Raw genomic sequence first — 21,029 nt, forward strand, 5'->3', positions numbered from 1 at the left:
CTACCCAGGATTGTCCAAAGATCGCCGCAGTTCGTCCATAGCCTTCGGTATCAGTACGATTTGAACCACAGGTTGCACCATGCTTACCCAGAACGAACAGCTTTTTCTTGAACTCGTGAACGCAGCGCGGCTTGACCCCAGGGGCGAAGCCGAACGACAAGGTATCGCCCTGAACGAAGGTCTGGACGCAGGCACCATCCCGGATACGCCAGTGCAACCGCTGGCGGCCAATGTCCAAATACAAGAGGCCGCTGCCGGACACAGCCAATGGATGCTTGATACCGATACGTTTTCGCATACGGGCGCAGGCGGCAGCACTCCGGGTGAGCGGATGAGCGCAGCGGGCTACCCGTTCGAGGGGGCTTCCGGATGGGGCGAGAACATCGCGCTTTGGCGCACCACCGGCACGGTCGATTTGCAGGCTGCGATCACCCAGCATCACGACATGCTGTATGAGAGCCCCGGGCACCGTGAAAACCTGTTCAGATCCTATTTCCGGGAAACAGGTATCTCACAGCAAAGGGGGGAGTTCGAACCCGGCTGGGATGCGTCGATGCTGACCCACAAGTTCGGGCTTTCCGGAAGCAAGGTCTTCCTGACCGGAGTGATCTTCGATGACAGCGATGCAAACAATGCCTATTCGATTGGCGAAGGCCTGGGCGATTTCCAGGTCGCTACGGAAAGCACGGCCACAATGACCTGGGCGGCCGGAGGCTACAGCCTTGGCATTGACAGCAACCCGGCAGTGCGTGTGACCTTGGGACAAGGCGAAACCGCGATGGATGTCATCGTCGACCTGTCCGGAGACAACGTCAAGCTGGACCTACTGAATGGCACACGCATCCTGACATCTGGCGACGTCACCCTTGCCGATGGCGCGCGTGACGTCGAAATGCTGGGCGCGGTCGACAACACGATCATCGGCAATGCCTTGGACAATCGCTTCTACATAGGGCACGGAGACAACACCTTGATGGGGGGTAACGGGCTGGATCGCGCCGTTTTCACCGGCCTGCGCTCTGATTATATAATTACCGAAAACCCTAACGGCAGCATGACCGTCGCCGATCAACGTTCAGACCCTGACAGTGACGGAACCAACACGTTGAGCGAAGTCGAATATCTTGTCTTTTCCGACACGATCCTGGATTTGCAAGAGCAACCTGACGGGATCACGATAAGCGGTCAATTGACCTCGACCCACGGCATGAGCATCGGCGACACCGCGCTACGTTTCAGCTTGACCGACGGCACCGAGCGCATGCTTTCAACAGATGAGACAGGCGGTTTTTCACTAATACTTCCAGACGGGCAAGAAGGTCATCTCAGCATGGCCCAAGGTGCGGTTGCCAATAGCCAACCCGGTGTTACCGATGCCCTCGACATCCTGCGCCTCGCGGTTGGTCTCACCCCGAGTTTTGGTCCGGCTACACCTCACGATATGATTGCGGCAGACGTGGATTTTTCGGGGGATATCAAGGTTGATGACGCACTCAACACATTGCGCGCGGCTGTTGGCCTTGAAACCGGCTCTGCGTCTCCCGGGGCCTATGTTCTGCTGGATCCGGAGCAATCGTTGACTACGGTGACTGTCGACAACGTGTCCTACAGCCGGGGTATGAGTGTCACACATGACCACGCGGGCAGCCAGCTTGACCTTGATGTGATTACACTGGGCGATTTGGGTGCCCTGAACGCCGTCTGAATCGCCGGCCATCTCTGCCCCCTGCCTCGGGCAATCTTGGGACATGTCTGCCGATCCCGTTTTGTGTGCAGGCCTAGAACATCTATCGGACCCAAACTCAACTTCAACCAGAGAGCGAACTCCTCTCTTGGCGACTCACATGTTCAACTTCCATGTCATGATGCCACAAAACAGGGAAAATTCGATTTTTCCCTTGCATACTTGCTGCAATGGCAGGCAAATTGCCATCCAAGTGTATCGCCATTAAGTTGAAGAGGCTGCTGTGCAGAAACGTTATTTCCAAACCGATTCCAGTAATTCCAACATCAAGACCGAGGCTGATCGCAGCGCTTATGTCCGAGAATGGATCGCGCGCCGCCTCACGGCGGGCAAGACGGCCAGCGCCGCCTTTGTAGGGACTGTCCTGACGCTTCCGGCCTTGGCCGCTGCGCAAGTCCGTGAAGGGTTTGTCAATGCGTCGGACATTCAAGGTGTCCAAAATGTCGAGGTCTTGGCAGATGGCTCTGCCCAGATGCAAATGGCGAACGGCACCAGCATTGCAGTCCCCGCACAAGAACTTCAAATCGCGGCCAACGGGCAGGTTATGGTCAGTGCGCGTGTCGCTGAGATCGCGGCCGAGGTTATGGCCGCGAGTGCGGGCGGCGCCGGCCTTGGCGCCGGGGCCATCGCGGCTGGTGGTGCGGCCGCAGCCGCGGCGACGGCTGCCGCTTTTGGTGACAGCGGCGACGATGGCGGCACTCCTGCACCCACGATCAACGCTGCGGTTCTTTCGGCAAATGGCGGTCTCACCAATGAGAACACCGGGCTTGATGTGCCCGAAGGCACCTCCAGTATAGACGTCACTGTTACAGACTCGGACGGTGGCGAGACGACCACGACGGTTACGCCTGATGCCGAGGGCAATTGGGTGTTGCCGGAACCAGAGGGCGGCTTTCCGGAAGGTGACGTTTCGATCACTGTGACCACATTTGACGAAGACGGCGAAGAAACCGGAAGTGAAACGGAAGACGTCATCATTGACACCATTCCACCCGCCATTGCGGTCACCGACACGGGCGTCGGCGAAGATGGTGTTCTCAATATCGCCGAACTGAACGAAGGTATCACGATCAGCGGCACGACCGATGCCGAGGACGGGCAGGAAGTGACCGTCAGCGTCAAGAATGCCGACGGGGACGAACATGTCGCCACGGCCACCGCAAGAGGCGGTGAATGGAGCGTCGATATTTCCTCGGATGATCTTGGAGGGGTGGCTGACACCGACGGTCAGACCATCGATATTGAAGCGGATGTTGAGGATGCGGCGGGCAACCCTGCTGAGGCGACCAGCAGCTTCACGACCGACCTTTCCGGGCCGGAGATTACCATCGACACGATTTCCGGCGATGACCAGGTTGGCCTGCTTGATGTGGGCGATAGTGAGGGCCTGACCGTCACCGGCACAACCGACGCCGCCGTTGGTCAAGCCGTGACGCTGACTTTCAATGGTGAGGAGTTCACAGGCGAGGTTGTCAGCAACGGTCTGCCCGGTGGCTTTTCCACTTGGGAAGTCACCGTACCGCAATCGGCTTTGCAGGCCTTGCAGGATGCTGCGGGCGAAGATGAAGTGCTTGAAGGCATCGAAGTCAGCGCAACGGTCAACGACGCGGCTGGCAACCCTGCCCCGACCCCGGCAACCACCACGATTGACGCCGATTTCAGCGGACCGTCCATCGCCATCGACACCATCGCCGGGGATGATGTGATCAACAGCGATGAATCTGGCTCTGATGTCACGATTTCCGGTGTCACGAACAACGTCGGCGAAGGCCAGACCGTCAGCGTCACGGTCAACGGCAGCGCGCTGGCCGAGGTGCAGACCCAAGCCGATGGAAGCTGGGAAGCGACCCTGCCACAGGCCGACGCCGCCGCCTTGCCCGAAGATAGCGAGATCGAGGTAACAGCCGCCGTCAGCGATGCCGACGGCATTCCGGCGAATGCCAGCTCCGAAATCACCGCTGATTTCACGGCCCCCAGTGTCAGCATCGACACAATCTCTGATGACGACATTATCAACATCGCCGACAGCGAACAGGCCCTCACCATCTCCGGCACCTCTACCGGCGCCGAAGAAGGCCAAATGGTTGAAATCGGCCTGCCCGGTCTTGACGCCCAGATGGCCGAGGTCGGCAGCGATGGGACTTGGTCGCTCGAACTAACGCCTGCACAGACCACGCAATTGGTGCAAGGTCAGGATGGGGCAAGCCTCGACATCACGGCCAACCTTGCCGACGCGGCGGGCAACCCCGCTCCCGAGGCCACGCGCAGTGTCGATGTGGATACAACTGCCCCAAGCATTGTGATCACCACACCAGTTGACGCCGACGGAACAATCAACATCTCGGAAAGCGGTTCGGACCTTACGGTCAACGGTACGGCAGACGGTACCGACAGCGTGACTGTCACCGTCAACGGCACGGAAGTGGCCACCGCCACGGTAACCGGCTCCGACTGGTCGGTTGATATCCCCTCGTCCACGCTGCAAGCGGTGAGCGATGGCGACACCATCCAAATCACAGCCGAAGGATCGGACGACGCCGGGAACACCGGCTCTGATGAAGCCACTCTAGACACGGATTACACCGCACCCAGCGTAGCCATCACCGAGGTCTCGACCGAGGACACGCTTACCCTCGATGAATTGGCCGACGGCATGACCATCTCCGGCACCGCCAGCGAGGAAACCGTTGGCAGTAACGTCACGGTCACCCTTGATGGCACGGATTTCACGGCTGAGGTGCAGGACGGCGGAACCTGGACACTCACTTTGGACGACACGGATCTTTCGGGGCTCGCCGACGAGACCGATTTTGACCTGAGCGCGACGGTTAGCGATGACGCCGAAAATACCTCGGCCCCCGCCACCTTTACCATCACCACAGATTTCCGCCCCATCATCACCATCGACCCGATCGGTGTGGACGGCGCGGTGGACCTCTCGGATCTCGGGACGCCGGAGATCACAGGCACAGCTCTCGGGGTTGAGGCCGGGCGGGATGTCACCATTGTGGGCACCGATGCAAGTGGTGAAATCCTGAACGCGACAGCCGAAGTTCAGGCCGATGGCACATGGGCCTTGACCGTGCCGCAAGCCACGCTTGACGCATTGGACGCGGGCGAAACGGTGAGCGTCACGGCCAATGCCAGCAATGCCGCCGGGCGTGATGCGGCGGAGGTTTCGACCGATGTGGAGGTTTACCTTGCCTCGGCCTTCAGCGCGTTTAACGCCGTCGAAGACGGCTCAACCCTGTCGGTTGCCGTGCTTGCAAATGAAAGTCTGGATGCAACGGATGGCGTGCAAACGACGATAACATTTGACCCGGCGCATGCCACCTATGTATCGGGAAGCGACAGCAACGAGCTGGATCTTTTCCTCGTCAATGACACCGATGCAAACACAGGCAGCGTCGTTGTGAGCGGCGGCACTCTCAGCACCCAATTGCCTGAAGGCGAATTGATGTATCAATTCGACATGACCGATCAGGGCTCTGGGCCAATCACGCTGACCTTCACCGATGATGTGCAAGGCGGCCAAACCGAGCTTCAAATCGGGACATCCGGCGCCGACACCCTGACAGCGAGCAACTTTGACTCGGTTCTTCAGGGCAAGGACGGTGACGATACGCTGGATGTGTCCGCAACCGGAGCGAATGTCGTTGTCTTCAATGCCGATCAAGCCACGAATGGCACCGATACAATCACCGGCTTCACCACCGGCGTCACCTTCCAAAGCGATATCATCGCATTTTCCGACCCAGTGGACCTGCGCGGCGAAGGAGACGTGGTGCAAGGGCTTTCCGAAGGCGGTGCGCTTGATGCAGACGCAGGCTTCGTGATCTTCACCACGGCCTTGGACGACACCGACGCGGCGACCCTGGAGGCTGCCTTCGAAGGACTGACGGGCGAAGCCGCGGGCGATATCGTCTACTTCCTCGCGGGCGACGGCGAAGATGCGGCGCTCGTGCGGACCGAAACAAACGGCACCGATGACGCCTCGGTCGAGGTTATGGCACAGTTCGAGGGTATCGGCGATCTTGCCGAGCTTAACCCCGAAAACGTTATCCTGGCCGATCCGGCCATGAACGCGTGATCGTCTTTTGACACGGTCACAAAAGCGCGGGCTGGATGCATATGCACCGGCCCGCAAAACCGTTTGAGCTCAATACTGTCCTAGGTAGCCCTTGAAGACACTTCTCCCGCATGACTGACCCAACATCCCATAAGCTGGTCGCGGTCAGCCCGCAGCGCCATGGCACATGCTACTGGCGGCGCTTTGAGTCATACGGATTCGCACGCGTAATGCACTGCGTTGATATCGTCATGGCCGAAGTCGCCCCGGCGGCAAGTGCCTTTCCCCTGGTATTTCGCAAACGACAGGATGACAGCGGCATTGACCCTGTTGCGCTGCTCAGCTTTGGCAGGTCCGAGCCAACGCCCTTCGTAACAACCGATGGAAATTGGCGGGGGACCTATGTTCCGTCAGCGCTGCGGGCGCATCCTTTTGCGGCGCAGTTCACGGACAAGGCAGGGGAAATGACTCTGCTTGTGGACGAGGCAAGCGGATTGGTGACGAAAGACCCCAATGACCAGCCGTTTTTCGATGCCGAAGGGAAACCGGCAAAGCCGCTTGAAGACGTTATCGAGTTCTTCCGGACGCGGGCCCTGTCCGCACTGCAAACGCAAAAAGCCTGCATGGCATTGCAAGCGGCGGAACTGTTGACCCCTCTGCGTGATTTTGCGGGCATGAATCAGGCTGATCTCGAGAACCTTTACACGATCAACACCGAAAAACTTGATGCCCTAAGCGATGAAAACTTGCCGGACCTTTGGCACAGCGGCGCCCTGCGTCTGGCCGAAGCACAGCGGGTATCGCTGTGTCATGTAGGGTGGATGTTGCGCGCGGAGCGTGAAAGTGCCGGGATTGGCCGAAAAGCCCCCAAGGCGGCGTCGCAATCTGACACGGCGCTTTCGGGGTTTCTGGATGCGCTGTCCGATGCACAAGATCGCGATTGGAGCACCACATCATGAGATTTCGCGCCGCCCACGCTGTCTTGCCTATCCTGCTTGCCACATTGGCAGGCTGTAACGAGCCACCCGATCTCACCCCGGTCTCGGCCAGCTTGGAAATGGGAACCGCAGGGCTTGGGGGATCGCGGGTTTCCAGCAAGGTGGCCCAAAAACCTTTTGGAAAATACATCGCCCGCGCCGTCATGGCCGACCCGGCCATGACCCGAAGCCTGTCGGATACTCGCGCCGCTCGGGCTGAGAAAAAGGCAGCCGACGGGGCCTTCCGCCCCGACCTCAGCGTCGGGGTCAGCGCGGAAACCCGCTATGTCAGCAGTTCAACAACAAGCGACGCCTCGCCCTTCGTTCGTGTCTCGCAACTGGTTTACGATGCCGGGGCCGCGCGCGCCGATCAAACCGCCGCCGAGGCCCGTGTTTTGCAAAGCTGGGCCCGCCAGATTGAGAGTGGTGCCAGTTCGGCGCTCTCGGCGGTCGAAGCCTACAAGCGCCTGATCACGAACCGCAAACTGTTGGCGCTGGCGCAGGAAAACCTTCGTGTGTTGCGCGGCATCGCTGACCAGATTGACGAACGCGCACAACGCGGTGCTGGCTCAAGTGTCGATAACCTGACCGCGCGCAGTCGCGTGGCCGATGCAGAAACCCGCCGTGTCGATGCGCAAGCCGGGCTTGAACGCGCCGAGGCGGCTTTTCGGCGCTATTTTGACGCGATTCCGGCCAAGCTGCCGACTCCGGACAAGGCCCCGGCCTTGCCTGCCGACGAAGGCGACGTTCTGGCCCAAAGCCCGCGCTTGCGCGCGGCAAATGCCAGCCTGAAAGCCGCCGAAGCCGATCTGATCGCGGCGCAGTCGCGGCGCCAACCGGCCGTTGAACTTGGGCTTACCGGGAGCCAAGCCGACTCTGGCGGGGGGGCGGACGTGGGCTTGGACCTGACGCTGAACTACAGCCTCGACACCCGTGGGCAAAGGCGCGCCGCGATTGAAGCAGCAGCGGCCCGTCGCGATGCCTCAAAGGCCGAACGTGATACCTTGTTGCGCGATGTAAGCGAAGCTCTGGCCTTGGTTCGCACCGATCAGGCGGCAGGCGAAGCGCGTGTTGCCGCCGCGCGAGAGGCGGTTCAAACCAATGCCGCCAGCGTGCAGGCCGCGCGTGATCAATTCAGCATTGGCCGCCGTAGCCTTGTTGATCTTCTGGATGCGCAACGCGACTACGTACGCGCCGAAGAAACCTTGATACGCGCGGAACAGGAACGCTTCCTGACCGATTATGCCGCGCTGGCGCTGACGGGCGATATTCTTGACGTTTTTGACATCACTCTTCCCAAGGTGCCGGAATGACGGCTGACCAAGACAAGGATGATCGCCGCGTCGTTCCATTGGACCGCGACAACCGAAGCCGACCCGATGAGACCTCTCCGCTTGAGGCCTGTTTGATACACGCTGCGGCAACGCTTGACCGTCCCATGACGTTGGCCACGCTACATGCCGTGCAATCCTCCGAGGCCGAAGGCACACTGGGCATCCGCGAAGCCATCACCGCCGCTGAACGCGCCGGCATGCAGGCCGCATTTGGGGCCCATCCGCTAAACGACTTCGACTCGATCCTGACACCTGCGATCCTTCTGCTCGAGGGTGACCGCGCCGTCGTGCTGCATGATGTCAAACCCGATGGTTCGCTCGCTATCCATGATCCGACCCTCGGCGAGGGCATCGGTGAAATGACCCGCGATGATCTTGAAAAGGTCTACAGCGGCTACGCCATTTTGCTGCGCCGGGAACACCGCGAAGACATTCTTGCCAGTAGCGAGGGGCGGCGCGGTCACTGGTTCTGGTCGGCACTTGCCGCCAATCGTTGGTCCTACACACAGGTTCTACTGGCGGCGGTCCTCGCGAACTTCCTGTCGCTGACCACCTCGATTTTCATCATGGTGGTTTATGACCGCGTGCTGCCCAACGAAGCCACCGAATCCCTTATTGCCCTGACACTCGGGGTTGGTATCGCCCTGATTTTCGACTTTCTCATCAAGAACCTGCGCGCAGGTTTCATCGACCGGGCCGGACAGCGGGCCGACATGGTCATGGGGCGCCGCATTTTCGACCAGTTACTCGACATGCAGATGCGCGCGCGCAAAGGCTCGACCGGAGCGCTTGCCAGCACACTGCGCGAGTTCGAGACTCTTCGCGATTTCTTCACCTCGGCAACGCTTGTTGCCGTGGTCGACCTGCCATTCATCCTTTTGTTCATCGCGGTGATCTCTCTCATCGGCGGGCCGCTGGCAATTGTACCGGCAATTGCCGTGCCGCTGGTATTGATCGTCGGTCTGGCCGTGCAACCGATCCTCGCGCGCCTTGCCGAACAAAGCTTCAAGGACGGGCAATCGAAACAAAGCGTGCTGGTCGAAACCGTATCGGGGCTGGAAACCATCAAGGCGGTGGGTGCCGCGCGGCGGATGCGCGCCCGCTGGGAAGAGGCCATCGCCCGCCAATCCGATCACGGCGCCCGCGCCCGCGCGGTCACGCAACTGGCCATGAACGCCACCAGTTTCACGCAACAGGCCGCACAGGTCATGATCGTCTTCTACGGCGTTTTCCTGATTACCGCGGGCGAGGTCAGCATGGGGGCCCTGATTGCCAGCGTCATCCTGACGGGGCGCACGCTCGCGCCACTGGCGCAACTGGCCCAAACCCTGACCCGCTTGAATCAGGCGCGCAGTTCCTACCGCAATCTTGATGCCCTCATGCGCGCCGAAAGCGAACGACCTGCCGGGCACCACTGGATCAGCCGCCCCAAACTCGAAGGGCGCATACGCTTTGATGATGTGCATTTCACCTATCCCGATCAGATGCAATCTGCGCTCAACGGCGTCAGTTTTAGTATCGAGCCCGGTGAAAAGGTGGCCATCCTTGGGCGTATCGGCTCGGGCAAAAGTACGGTGGCACGCTTGCTTTTGGGCCTTTACACCCCCGACAAAGGCGCGGTTCTGGTGGATGACACCGACATCCGGCAAATCGACCCCGGCGATCTGCGCCGCAATATCGGCTCGGTGCTGCAAGACGTCTGGCTTTTCTCGGGTACGGTTCGCGAAAACATCGCCATCGGCGCCCGCCGGCCCCGCGATGCCGACATTCTGGACGCCGCACAGATTTCCGGCGTCGAGGATTTCATCGCCCGCCACCCCTCGGGCTATGACATGATGCTGGCCGAGCGCGGCGAGGGCCTGTCGGGTGGGCAAAAACAGGCCATCACACTGGCCCGTGCGCTTGTCGGGCAGCCCCCGGTTTTGCTGCTCGATGAACCCACAAGCGCAATGGACGTCCAAAACGAGCGCGATGTCATCACCCGGCTGAAAGAGGCGGCACAAGATCGGACGATGATCGTGGTCACCCACCGCACCAGCCTTCTGGACCTCGTGGATCGTGTCATCGTGATCGAAAACGGACGCGTCGGCGCGGATGGTGACAAATCCATCCTCGCGCGCAGTGCCCGCCAAGCCGCAGGAGACCGGGATGGCGCGTGACCACGACCTTGACCGTTTGGCCCGGGAAATGCGCGGCCGCTCGCCGCTGCGCGGCTCGATCCTTTTGTTCACAATTCTGGGCTTTCTGCTGACCGCCGTGCTCTGGGCCGCCTATACCGAGATCGACGATGTCACCCGCGCCGATGGCCGGATTGTGCCCTCGGCGTCCCTGCAAGTGATCGAAGCCGCCGAACCCGGCGTGCTGAAAACCCTGCACGTCAAGGAAGGCGAGGTTGTCGAGAAAGGTGACCTTTTGATGGAGCTGGACGGCACCCTGCTTGACAGCCAACTCAATCAGGAACAGCAGCGCGCCTTTGGCCTCATGGCCCGGATCGAACGGCTGCAAGCCGAGATTGACGGGGCCGAACTGCGCTTCAGCCCCGATCTGGTGGCCAAGGCCGCCGATGTGGTCAAATCCGAAACCGCGCTCTATCGCGGACGGCAAGCCGAATTGCAGGCCGAAATCGACATCCTCGAACGCCAGCGGCTACAACGCCAGCAGGAATTCGAGGAAGGCCGCGTCGACCTGCAAACCGCCACCGAAACCCTCGCCGTGCTGGGTGAGGAACGCGAAATCATGGCCCCGCTGGTCGAACGCGGCATGGAACCGGCTACGACCTTGCTTTCGCTGCGCCGGACCGAAGCGGAATGGCGCGGCCGCGAGGTACGCGCACGCGCCTCGCTTGACCGGCTGCAATCCGCCCTTGATGAAATCGACGACCGGATCGCAGCGCAACGCAGCCGCTTTCGCAGTGCCGCGCTGACCGATCTGGCCACCGCAACAGCCGAACTTGCCGCGCTCAAGCCGGCCCTGCCTGCCCTGCAAAGCCGCGCCGACCGCTCACAGCTGCGCGCCCCTGTGCGTGGCGTGGTCAACACCATCCATAGTTCCACCCTGGGCGCCATGGCCCGCGCGGGCGAGGAACTGATCGAAATCGTCCCGCTGGACGATTCCCTACTGGTCGAGGCCTATGTGCGCCCCGCCGACATCGCCTTTCTCTACCCCGGACAGCCCGTCAAGGTGACCATCACCGCCTATGACGCCTCGCGCTACGGCTCGTTGTCGGGGGAGATCTTGCGCATCGGGGCCGATACCATCACCCGCAGCGAACGCAGCGAGGAGGAGGTTTTCGTCGTGGAAATCCGCACCACCGACACCATCCTTGATGCCGACGGTGTCGAGGTGGAAATCATGCCCGGCATGGTCGCACAGGTGGACATCCTCGCCGGCAAGAAAACCGTGCTGGATTACATCCTGAAGCCGGTCGTCCGCGTCAAGGACCGCGCGCTGAGGGAATAACGCACCGGCGCACTGCGACACCAAGACAAGAGGCCCCGAATGACGACAGCCCCTTCCACTGACCTGAGCTAATGGTTTGGTGACGGCGACGACCCGTCCGGCAATCCCATCCCCGACATTGCCGGCTGGGATACCTCCGATGTTACAAGCTTAGGCTACATGTTCTACGGAGCCTCAGGTTTCAACCAAGACATCGGCAACTGGGACACCGGCAGCGTCAACACTATGCGGTACATGTTCTACCGTGCCGAGGCCTTCAATCAGGACATCGGCGACTGGGACACCTCGCAAGTGACCGACATGGCCCGCATGTTCATGGAGGCAAGCGCTTTCAACCAAGATATCGGGCGCTGGGATACGTCAAGCGTGACAACCATGGGGCAGATGTTCAATGACGCTGAAGCCTTCGACCAAGACATCAGCGCATGGGACACATCCGCTGTCACCGACATGGGTTACATGTTCTATTTTGCCAACGCCTTTGACCAAGACCTCTCTGGCCTCGAAATCCAGAATGTCACCGATATGACCGGCATGCTGGATGGCTCAGGGCTTTCGGTCGGCAATTACGACGCCACCCTGATCGGCTGGCATCAGCAGGCCCAGACAACCGGCGTTCAACAGGGCGTCACGCTCGGGGCCGAGGGGTTGGTGTACTCCGAGGCCGCCGAAGCCGCCCGCGCGGCCCTGATCGACGATCACGGTTGGACGATAGAAGGCGATGCGCCCCTGCCCGAGACAACGGCGCTCACCGGCACTGTCACGGGCCCCGATGGCAGCGCCCTGCCCGACACCGTGATCCGCTTTCTTGTCACCGGCACGCAAGAGGCCACCGACACCTCCGACGCCAACGGGACTTTCAGGCTCGACATCCCCCCGCTCACCAATGGCCAACTGACGCTGGACCGCGATGTGACAACCGACGATATCGCCCAGATCGACGTCTCAGACGCGCTCGACGCCCTGCGCCTCGCGGTTGGGCTTGACCCGTCCTGGGGCCCCGCTGACCCGGAACATTTCGTTGCTGCCGACATCGACGGCAACGGCGCGGTCAATGTTTCTGATGCTGTCGACATCCTGCGCATCGCCGTGGGGCTGGACACCGGCGATGCGCAACCACGTTGGGTTTTCGGCGAATTGGAGAGCGCTGAGGCACGCGCCGATGCGGTCCCTGCCCTCACCCCCCAGATTGACATCGCCGCGCTGGTGGCAGATTCGCAGGTCACCGTACAAGGTATCCTTGTCGGGAACATGCAGGAGGTTTTGGAAAGCTCTCCCAGCGGGACAGTGTGAGCCGATTATTTGTTTGCGAAGAATTGGCCGACCCCGATTGCTCCGTTACCTGTTCACTCCGCGTTACCAGACATGAGAGGCCTCATCCCGCTGGCCACGTCCCAGTGCCACCTTTGAAATTATAAAGGGCCTAGCATCGAAACGCTAAGCCCTCTTGGTTGTCTCAAAGTGCTTTCAAAGGCGCATTATTCGCCCTCGGGGGCCTCCCGCTTTGGCGGATCGACATAGACTGACCAGCCGTATTCGCTTTGCGAGGGGGGCAGATCCTTGGCACGCATGTTGGCCTGCATGAAGGTCTTGGCGATGAAATTCGCGCTGATCGGAGCCGTGATAAACAGGAAAAGCGTGATCATCAACTCGTGGAACGAGAACTCGCCCTTGACCAATCCGAAATAGAGCATGGAGGCGATCAGCACGCCACCCACGCCCAATGTCGTGGCCTTGGTGGGGGCATGGAGGCGCTGCATGGTCTCTTGCAGCTTGATCATGCCGAGCGATCCGACAATGCCGAATATTCCGGCTATGACAAGGAAGGCCGAGATCAGGATTTCAACGATCATATCTGTCCCTCCTTACTCGATGATATCGCCGCGCAGCACGAAGCGGCAGTAGGCGACGGTTGAGACAAAGCCCACCATGGCGACGAGCATGGAGGCCTCGTAATATACGGCGGTGCCTTGCCAGATGCCATAGAGGATGAGCAGCGCGATGATGTTGATCACCATGGTATCGAGCGCGAGGATACGGTCGGCGCTGTCCGGTCCGGTGGCGATGCGCCAGAGGTTCAGCAAAAGGCCAAGCCCAAAGCAGCCGAAGGCGAAGATCAGGGCACTGGTGATCATTGGAAAATCTCCTTCAATCGCCATTCGTAGCGCGATTTGATCTGGTCGCGAACCCCGTCAGGATCATCGGTATGCAGGCAGTGGACAAGGATGCTGCGCCCATCGGCCGAAAGCATGGCAGAGACCGTGCCGGGTGTCATGGTGATGGTGCCAGCCAGAACGGTAATCGCCTCGGGAGATGTCAGCTCAAGCGGCACGGTGATCCATTTGGAATGGGTGTTGGCGTTGGATTTGAACAGGATAATCGCGGCCACTTGTACGTTGGCGACGACGATATCCCACAGCACCACGAGGCCGTATTCAATGATTCGCAGGGGTTTGCCCACCTTGGCGCGGCGCGGCCAATAAGGGGCGGTCATCATCGGGACGACGATGGCGAGGATCACGGCCAGAAGGACATTGCCGGATGTCACCTTGTTGACCAGAGCCAGCCAGACGAAGACCAGCGTGAAGCTGAGAAGCGGATGGGGGAAGATGCGCCGGATCATTGCTGTGCCTCCTCACCTTCGGGCAGGACGGCGGAGATATAGCCGCTGCCGTCATAGAGTTGCGCCGAGGCCCCTTCGAGATACTGCATGGCTGGGCCTGCGAAGGCGGCCAAAAGGGCCAGCATTGCGACCGCGGCCATTGTCGGGGCCAGTTCGAGGGCGGTTGCGGGCTTAGGGGCGTTTTCGGCTTGTCTGTCGCCTTCGGGCTCATCCTTGTCTGTTTCGGGTTCATCCTCGTGAAGCGCTTGCGCGGTGGATTTCCAGAACAGGATGCTACCCGCTCGGGCAAAGCCGATAATGGTCAGAAGTGACCCAAGCAGGACCGCCACCCAGCCCAAGGTCATGAAGCTACTGTCGCGGATCGCATCGAGGATCACCAGTTTGCCCAGAAAACCGCTAAGCGGTGGCATACCGGCCATGCCGATGGCCCCGGCAAAGAAGAGTGCCGCGAAGAGGCCGTTTTGCACCGTTGGAAATTGCGCGGTTAACCCATCGCCCGCCGCGCGGCGCGTGACCACCAGATCGGCCAGCAAAAACAAAGCTGCCGCCGAGAAGGTGGAATGCACAAGGTAGTAAAGCGCCGAGCTGGTGGCATAAGGCGTGAAAGCGGCCACGGCCAGCATCATGGTGCCCATGGAGCCCACGACCGAGAAGGAAAGAAGCGGCATCAGGCGGCGTGCGCCCAAGACCCCGACCGCCCCCACGGCCAGTGTCACCACGGCTGCGGGCATCAGCCATTGGGCGATCAACCCTTCGGTTGCGGCCACGTCAGGCCCGAAGGAAATGGTATAGATGCGGATGATGGCGTAGGCACCGACTTTCGTCATGATCGCGAAAAGTGCCGCCACTGGTGCGGGAGCGTTGGAATAGGTGCCGGGCAGCCAGAAGTGTATCGGGAATAGTGCGGCCTTGATGGCAAACACCACAAGCAGCAGGATCGCCGCCACCCGAACGAGCGCCGCATCCTCAACCGGGATTTCGCGGAGTTTTACCGCCATATCAGCGATATTGAGCGTGCCGGTCGAGGCGTAAAGCGTGCCAAGCGCAAAAAGGAAAAGCGTTGAGCCTGCAAGATTCATCACCACGTACTGCAAGCCCGCTTGAAGGCGGACGCGCCCACCGCCATGGATCATCAGGCCATAGGAGGCAATGAGCAGCACCTCGAAGAACACGAAGAGGTTGAATGCGTCACCCGTTAGGAAGGCCCCGGTGATGCCCATCAATTGGAACTGAAAGAGCGCGTGGAAGTGGCGGCCTTTTTCATCCCATCTGGTCGCAATGGCATGGATCAGCACGATCAGCGCCAGCGCCGAGGTCAACAGCACCATGAGCGCCGACAGCCTGTCGAGCACCAAGACAATGCCGAAGGGTGCGGGCCAATCGCCAAGCGTGTAGGCGATGGTATCCCCCTCCATGGCTGTGATTGTAAGGCCTATGGATATCGCCACGAGAGCGAGCGTACCCGCGACCGACGTAGCGCGCGCCAGTGTGTAATCGTGGCGCATCACGAAAGCGATAATGGGTGCCAGCAACGCCGGCAGAATGACGGGAGCAATGATCCAATGTGTCATGCGCCGGTTTCCTTCCGCGCGTCTTTGTCTTCATCTGCGGCCGTCATGTTGATCCGGTCGTCATCTGCTTCAAGAAAGGCCCCAAGGGCAAACATCACCAAGACCGCCGTCATCCCGAAAGAAATCACGATGGCGGTCAGCACAAGCGCCTGTGGCAGAGGGTCGGTATAGCTGGCCTCGCCATATTTTTGCAGGACGGGCGGCATGTTGATTGCCAATCGCCCGGTCGAGAACAAGAAGACGTTCACCGCGTAGGACAGCAAAGCCAGCCCGAGGATCACCGGGAAGGCCCGCAGGCGCAGGATCAGGTAGACCCCTCCGGCGGTCAGGACGCCGACAGATGTGGCAACGACGATTTCCATGTCAGTCGGTCTCCTTCTCGCTGGGTTTGACGTTGAGGGAGGGGTCGTAATCCATCGGCTCCACGTTGACGGTTTCACCGGCATAGCGGGCAATGCGCGACAGGCTGTAGAGCATCAGCATGACAGCGCCCAGCACGGTCAGGAAGACGCCAAGGTCGAACATGAAGGCCGAGCCGAAGCCAAATTTCTCGATCCCCGGAAGCTGGATGTACTCATAAAAGCTGGTCAGGAAGGGGCGGTCAAAGAGCAAGGCCCCTACCCCGGTCAGCCCGGCGATCAGCGCGCCCCACCCGATGAGCGAATGATATTCGATCCGCTTGCGGTTTTGGGTCCATGCAAAGCCCGAGGCCATGTATTGCATCAAAAGCGCAATCGAGATCACAAGCCCCGCCACGAAGCCGCCACCGGGTTGGTTGTGACCACGCAAGAAGATGTAAACGCCGACCATGACTGCAATCGGCAGCATAGCACGTGTTCCAACCACCATCATCAGCGGGTGCCGGTCGCGCGAGCGGTCCGGTGGTATGGGGGCGGCGCGCAGCTTGGCCCCCGCCGGGCCGTTCAAGAGCGACTCCATGAGTGCGTAGATGGTCAGGCCCGCGATGCCCAGAACGATGATCTCGCCATAGGTATCGTAGCCCCGGAAATCCACGAGGATCACGTTGACCACATTGGTGCCGCCGCCGCCGGTGTAGGAGTTGGCGAGGTGGTAGTCGGAAATCGTGCTGAAATCGCGCGTGAGGAAGGCATATGCCAGCCCGGCCACGGCACCACCGGCCGCGATGGCAATCGTGCCGTCGCGCAGTCGCAGGCCAGCGCCGCTTTCACGCGGGGTGCCCTTGGGCATGAAGTAGAGCGCCAGAAGAAGCAGCATGATGGTTACGGTTTCAACCGAAATCTGCGTCAACGCGAGGTCGGGGGCCGAAAGATAGACAAAGCCCGCCGAGATCATCAGGCCAATCACCCCGATCAAAATCAGCGCGCGGAACCGGTTGCGATGGTTCAACACCACAAGCGCCGTGGCCCCCATCAAAAGCACCCAGCCTGCCGCGACCACGGCCGGGATGGGCAAAATCTCACGCGTGGGCGGCGAGAGTGTGCCAGAGCTGAACGCGAGGTAGCCAAGCGCCGTGGTGGCGGCCACGAAGATCGCCAGATAACGGCTGATGGCCCCGTTGTGCAGGGTCTCGGTTGTCGCGCGGGTCAGGCGGACCATGCTGGCCATGAGCGCGTCGAAAATGTTTTTCGCCTCGGGGCGCGGGATGGCGAGCCATGCACGATCCAGCGGTTTGTGCAGCAAAAGCAGGACGATCCCTCCCACGACCGCGATGATCGAGAGGTAAAGCGCCGGGGTCAGCCCATGCCAGAGCTTCAGGTGGGCATGGGTTTCGTGGCCTGTCACAGCACTGGCGGCCATGTTGACCACAGGTTCCGCGAGGAACGGCATGACGCCGATCACAATGACCATGACCGTCAGCAGTGCGGGAGCGGCCCACATTCCGAAGGGCGGGTCATGCGGTTTGGCCGGGTAGTCATCGCGCACAGGTCCGCCGAAGACGTGGAAAATGAAGCGCAAGCTATAGGCCACCGAGAAGACCGCGCCGAGCGTGGCGAGCGCGGGTACGATCCACGGGTTTTCCCACCAGACGGTGTGCACCGCTTCTTCGAGCATTTTTTCTTTGGAGATAAAGCCGTTGAAGGGCGCGATCCCGGCCATCGACAGCGCGGTGATGGTGCCGATCACGGCGGTGATGGGCATGAGTTTTGCCAGCCCGCCAAGGCGTTTGATATCGCGGGTATGCGCCTCGTGATCGACGATCCCGGCGGTCATAAAGAGCGCGGCCTTGAAGGTCAGGTGGTTGATGATGTGGAAGACGGCGGCGATAGCCGCCTTTTCGGTGCCGAAGCCCAGGAGCATGGTCAGAAGGCCAAGGTGCGAGACCGTCGAGAAGGCCAGCAGTGCCTTCAGGTCATCCTTGAAGAGCGCAATCACCGCGCCCAGCACCATGGTAATGAGGCCCACCGTGGCGACGATATAGAACCATTCCGGCGTCCCAGCGAGGGCGGGCCACATGCGCGCCATCAGGAACACGCCCGCCTTCACCATGGTGGCCGAGTGCAGGTAGGCCGAGACCGGCGTCGGCGCGGCCATGGCGTGCGGCAACCAGAAGTGGAAGGGGAACTGCGCGGATTTGGTGAAGGCCCCCAGCAAGATCAGGATCAGCGCAGGCATGTACCATTCAGAGGCTTTGATTTGATCGCCTGCGGCCAAGATATCGGTGAGGTTATAGCTGCCCACGATATTGCCCAGGATCAGCATGCCGCCGATCATCGCCAAGCCCCCGGCCCCGGTCACGGCCAGCGCCATACGCGCGCCTTGGCGGCCTTCGGGCAGGTGCTTCCAATAGCCGATAAGCAGGAAAGACGAGAGCGAGGTCAGCTCCCAAAAGATCAGCAAAAGCAGAATGTTGTCAGAAAGAACGATACCCAGCATCGCGCCCTGGAAGAGCAACAGGTAGGTATAGAACTGCCCCATCGGATCATCGCCCGAGAGGTAGAACCGCGCGTAAAGCGTGATGAGCAGCCCCACCCCAAGGATCATGCCCGCGAAAAGCAGGCCCAAACCGTCAAGGAAAAAGCTGGCCGAGAGGCCAAGTTGCGGCAGCCATGCAATCTCGGCGCGGATCACCTCGCCCTGCATAACAGAGGGCGCAAGGATGCCCAACATGACGATGGCAAGGATCGTTGGCGCGGCGGTGAATGTGGCGCAGGCATTTCGGCCTGCGCGGATCATGATGCCGGGGACAAGTGCGCCCAGAAATGGAAGGATCGCGATGATCGGTAATAGACTGCCGCCGTTGCTCATGTGCCCCCCGTTTACCTTCCCCGAATTCGGCTTCTGACTTTTGTAGCCAGTTGTGTGCGCCTGTTAAAGTCGACTCTTTCACTTTGTTACGGGATAATTGGGTAACCCCTTTGTCCCGCGCAAGATTATTGACGTTGATTTATGAGGGGTGCGGCATTTTTCACCAGCTGCGTGATAGAAAAACGGCGCCCCGGATATGGGGCGCCGTTGGATTTTGGGGGTGGATGGCAGGGGGCATGCCCCTGCCCCGCGCCTTACGCTTCGAGATCGAAGCGGTCGGCGTTCATCACCTTGGTCCAGGCGGCAACGAAATCCTTGACGAATTTCTCTTTGTTGTCGTCCTGTGCGTAGACCTCCGAGTAAGCGCGCAGGATGGAGTTCGAGCCGAACACCAGATCGGCGCGCGTGGCGGTCCATTTCACCGCATCCGTGGCACGATCGCGGATTTCATAGGCGTTTTCGCCAACCGGCTGCCAGCGATAGGCCATGTCGGTCAGGTTCACGAAGAAATCATTGGTCAAGGCACCGACGTTATCGGTGAAGACGCCATGCGCCGTGCCGCCGTGGTTGGTGCCCATGACGCGCATACCGCCGACCAGAACGGTCATCTCAGGCGCGGTGAGGCCCATGAGTTGCGCGCGGTCGAGCATCATTTCCTCGGGGCTGACCACATACTCTTTCTTCTGCCAGTTGCGGAAGCCATCGGCCAGCGGCTCGAGAACGTCGAAGCTGTCGGCGTCGGTCATCTCGTCGGTGGCATCGCCACGGCCCGGTGCGAAGGGGACTTCGATATCGACACCGGCGGCCTTGGCGGCCTGTTCGACGCCGAGGTTACCGGCCAGAACGATTACGTCAGCAATGCTGGCCCCGGTTTCCGCCGCGATGGGTTCGAGGGCTGCCAGAACCTTTTGCAAGCGCGCGGGTTCATTACCTTCCCAGTCCTTTTGCGGGGCAAGACGGATGCGGGCACCATTGGCACCGCCGCGCATGTCCGAGCCGCGATAGGTGCGGGCGCTGTCCCATGCAGTTGCAACCATTTCCGACAGCGACAGGCCGGCATCGGCGATCTTGGCCTTCACGGCCGCAACATCGTAGTCGGTGTTGCCTGCGGGAACCGGATCTTGCCAGATCAGATCTTCCTCGGGCACGTCCGGGCCGAAGTAGCGGGCTTTCGGGCCCATGTCGCGGTGGGTCAGCTTGAACCATGCGCGGGCGAAAGTATCGCGGAAGTAGTCATCGTCTTCCATGAACTTTTCGCAGATGGCGCGATAGGTCGGGTCCATCTTCATGGCCATATCGGCATCGGTCATGATCGGGTTATGGCGCACCGAGGGGTCGGTGGCATCGACGGGCTTGTCTTCTTCCTTGATGTCGATCGGCTCCCACTGGTTGGCACCGGCGGGGGATTTCTTCAGCTCCCAGTCGTAACCGAAGAGCAGACGAAGATAGCCGTTGTCGAATTTGGTGGGTTCGGTCGTCCAAGCGCCTTCGATGCCAGAGGTCACGGCCTTGTTGGCCTTGCCGCCCATGTTGGGGTTGTCCCAGCCAAAGCCCTGTGCCTCGATACCGGCGGCTTCGGGTTCCGGGCCAAGCGCCTCGGCGTCGCCGTTGCCGTGGCATTTGCCGACGGTGTGGCCACCCACGGTCAGGGCTGCGGTTTCTTCGTCGTTCATCGCCATACGCGCGAAGGTCTCGCGCACCTGCTCAGCTGTTTTGAGCGGATCAGGGTTGCCGTTCACGCCTTCTGGGTTCACGTAGATCAGGCCCATCTGCACGGCCGCCAGCGGGTTTTCCATGGTGGCGGGGTTTTCGACGTTGCTGTAGCGTTCGTCGGAGGGCGCAAGCCATTCTTTTTCCGCGCCCCAGTAGGTGTCAATCTCGGGAGCCCAGATATCTTCGCGGCCAAAGCTGAAACCAAAGGTTTTCAGGCCCATGGATTGGTAAGCGATATCGCCGGCCAGGATGAAAAGATCGGCCCAGGAAACCTTGTTGCCGTATTTCTTCTTGATCGGCCAGAGCAGGCG

The 21,029-nt window shown here is 60.6% G+C and carries 14 protein-coding genes; 7 read left to right on the top strand and 7 right to left on the bottom strand.

The window, feature by feature from the left end:
• The first annotated feature begins 79 nt into the window (after window positions 1-79).
• From QZ498_RS11515 to QZ498_RS11545, 7 genes are all read left to right on the top strand, one after another.
• Window positions 80-1,705 carry a CAP domain-containing protein gene (locus tag QZ498_RS11515; protein ID WP_294622368.1) on the top strand — a complete coding sequence of 542 codons (1,626 nt, stop codon included), beginning with the start codon at window positions 80-82 and terminating at the stop codon, window positions 1,703-1,705.
• Between the two features lie 262 nt (window positions 1,706-1,967).
• Window positions 1,968-5,834 carry an Ig-like domain-containing protein gene (locus tag QZ498_RS11520; RefSeq protein ID WP_294622370.1) on the top strand — a complete coding sequence of 1,289 codons (3,867 nt, stop codon included), beginning with the start codon at window positions 1,968-1,970 and terminating at the stop codon, window positions 5,832-5,834.
• A 110-nt stretch (window positions 5,835-5,944) separates the two neighbouring features.
• Window positions 5,945-6,772 (top strand): SapC family protein, encoded by an 828-nt coding sequence (locus QZ498_RS11525; RefSeq protein ID WP_294622372.1) that lies wholly within the window; start codon window positions 5,945-5,947, stop codon window positions 6,770-6,772.
• Window positions 6,769-8,103 (top strand): TolC family protein, encoded by a 1,335-nt coding sequence (locus QZ498_RS11530; protein ID WP_294622374.1) that lies wholly within the window; start codon window positions 6,769-6,771, stop codon window positions 8,101-8,103. The genes QZ498_RS11525 and QZ498_RS11530 overlap by 4 nt, the downstream gene beginning before the upstream one ends.
• Window positions 8,100-10,283, top strand: coding sequence for a type I secretion system permease/ATPase (locus QZ498_RS11535; RefSeq protein ID WP_294622376.1), 2,184 nt, complete (start codon window positions 8,100-8,102; stop codon window positions 10,281-10,283). The genes QZ498_RS11530 and QZ498_RS11535 overlap by 4 nt, the downstream gene beginning before the upstream one ends.
• The gene (locus tag QZ498_RS11540; RefSeq protein WP_294622378.1) at window positions 10,273-11,583 is read left to right on the top strand and encodes an HlyD family type I secretion periplasmic adaptor subunit; all 1,311 of its coding nucleotides are present in this window, start codon (window positions 10,273-10,275) and stop codon (window positions 11,581-11,583) included. The genes QZ498_RS11535 and QZ498_RS11540 overlap by 11 nt, the downstream gene beginning before the upstream one ends.
• A 117-nt stretch (window positions 11,584-11,700) precedes the next feature.
• On the top strand, window positions 11,701-12,876 hold the full coding sequence (locus QZ498_RS11545; RefSeq protein ID WP_294622397.1) for a BspA family leucine-rich repeat surface protein: 1,176 nt from the start codon (window positions 11,701-11,703) through the stop codon (window positions 12,874-12,876).
• 185 nt (window positions 12,877-13,061) lie between these two features.
• On the opposite strand, the gene QZ498_RS11550 is transcribed toward QZ498_RS11545, so the two are convergent.
• The 7 genes from QZ498_RS11550 to katG all read right to left on the bottom strand — a co-directional run.
• Window positions 13,062-13,436 carry a Na+/H+ antiporter subunit G gene (locus QZ498_RS11550; protein ID WP_294622380.1) on the bottom strand — a complete coding sequence of 125 codons (375 nt, stop codon included), beginning with the start codon at window positions 13,434-13,436 and terminating at the stop codon, window positions 13,062-13,064.
• Between the two features lie 12 nt (window positions 13,437-13,448).
• Window positions 13,449-13,718, bottom strand: coding sequence for a K+/H+ antiporter subunit F (locus QZ498_RS11555; protein WP_294622382.1), 270 nt, complete (start codon window positions 13,716-13,718; stop codon window positions 13,449-13,451).
• The gene (locus QZ498_RS11560; RefSeq protein ID WP_294622384.1) at window positions 13,715-14,206 is read right to left on the bottom strand and encodes a Na+/H+ antiporter subunit E; all 492 of its coding nucleotides are present in this window, start codon (window positions 14,204-14,206) and stop codon (window positions 13,715-13,717) included. The genes QZ498_RS11555 and QZ498_RS11560 overlap by 4 nt, the downstream gene beginning before the upstream one ends.
• Window positions 14,203-15,777 carry a monovalent cation/H+ antiporter subunit D gene (locus tag QZ498_RS11565; RefSeq protein WP_294622386.1) on the bottom strand — a complete coding sequence of 525 codons (1,575 nt, stop codon included), beginning with the start codon at window positions 15,775-15,777 and terminating at the stop codon, window positions 14,203-14,205. The genes QZ498_RS11560 and QZ498_RS11565 overlap by 4 nt, the downstream gene beginning before the upstream one ends.
• Window positions 15,774-16,139 (bottom strand): Na+/H+ antiporter subunit C, encoded by a 366-nt coding sequence (locus tag QZ498_RS11570; RefSeq protein ID WP_294622387.1) that lies wholly within the window; start codon window positions 16,137-16,139, stop codon window positions 15,774-15,776. The genes QZ498_RS11565 and QZ498_RS11570 overlap by 4 nt, the downstream gene beginning before the upstream one ends.
• Before the next feature lies 1 nt (window position 16,140).
• Complete coding sequence (locus tag QZ498_RS11575; RefSeq protein ID WP_294622389.1) at window positions 16,141-19,005, bottom strand: monovalent cation/H+ antiporter subunit A; 2,865 nt, start codon at window positions 19,003-19,005, stop codon at window positions 16,141-16,143.
• A 254-nt stretch (window positions 19,006-19,259) separates the two neighbouring features.
• The coding region (gene katG, locus QZ498_RS11580) for a catalase/peroxidase HPI (protein WP_294622391.1) at window positions 19,260-21,029 on the bottom strand (1,770 nt) is incomplete at its 5' end.

Source organism: uncultured Roseovarius sp., from assembly GCF_913057115.1.
In the GTDB taxonomy this organism is placed as follows: Bacteria; Pseudomonadota; Alphaproteobacteria; order Rhodobacterales; family Rhodobacteraceae; genus Roseovarius.

Excerpts from the sequence above, each read along its gene's own strand:
- QZ498_RS11540 (WP_294622378.1), top strand. The coding sequence starts at position 10,273 with ATGGCGCGTGACCACGACCTTGACCGTTTGGCCCGGGAAATGCGCGGC.
- QZ498_RS11565 (WP_294622386.1), bottom strand. The coding sequence starts at position 15,777 with ATGACACATTGGATCATTGCTCCCGTCATTCTGCCGGCGTTGCTGGCA.
- QZ498_RS11530 (WP_294622374.1), top strand. The coding sequence starts at position 6,769 with ATGAGATTTCGCGCCGCCCACGCTGTCTTGCCTATCCTGCTTGCCACA.
- QZ498_RS11560 (WP_294622384.1), bottom strand. The coding sequence starts at position 14,206 with ATGATCCGGCGCATCTTCCCCCATCCGCTTCTCAGCTTCACGCTGGTC.
- QZ498_RS11515 (WP_294622368.1), top strand. The coding sequence starts at position 80 with ATGCTTACCCAGAACGAACAGCTTTTTCTTGAACTCGTGAACGCAGCG.
- QZ498_RS11570 (WP_294622387.1), bottom strand. The coding sequence starts at position 16,139 with ATGGAAATCGTCGTTGCCACATCTGTCGGCGTCCTGACCGCCGGAGGG.
- QZ498_RS11555 (WP_294622382.1), bottom strand. The coding sequence starts at position 13,718 with ATGATCACCAGTGCCCTGATCTTCGCCTTCGGCTGCTTTGGGCTTGGC.
- QZ498_RS11575 (WP_294622389.1), bottom strand. The coding sequence starts at position 19,005 with ATGAGCAACGGCGGCAGTCTATTACCGATCATCGCGATCCTTCCATTT.
- QZ498_RS11525 (WP_294622372.1), top strand. The coding sequence starts at position 5,945 with ATGACTGACCCAACATCCCATAAGCTGGTCGCGGTCAGCCCGCAGCGC.
- QZ498_RS11550 (WP_294622380.1), bottom strand. The coding sequence starts at position 13,436 with ATGATCGTTGAAATCCTGATCTCGGCCTTCCTTGTCATAGCCGGAATA.
- QZ498_RS11535 (WP_294622376.1), top strand. The coding sequence starts at position 8,100 with ATGACGGCTGACCAAGACAAGGATGATCGCCGCGTCGTTCCATTGGAC.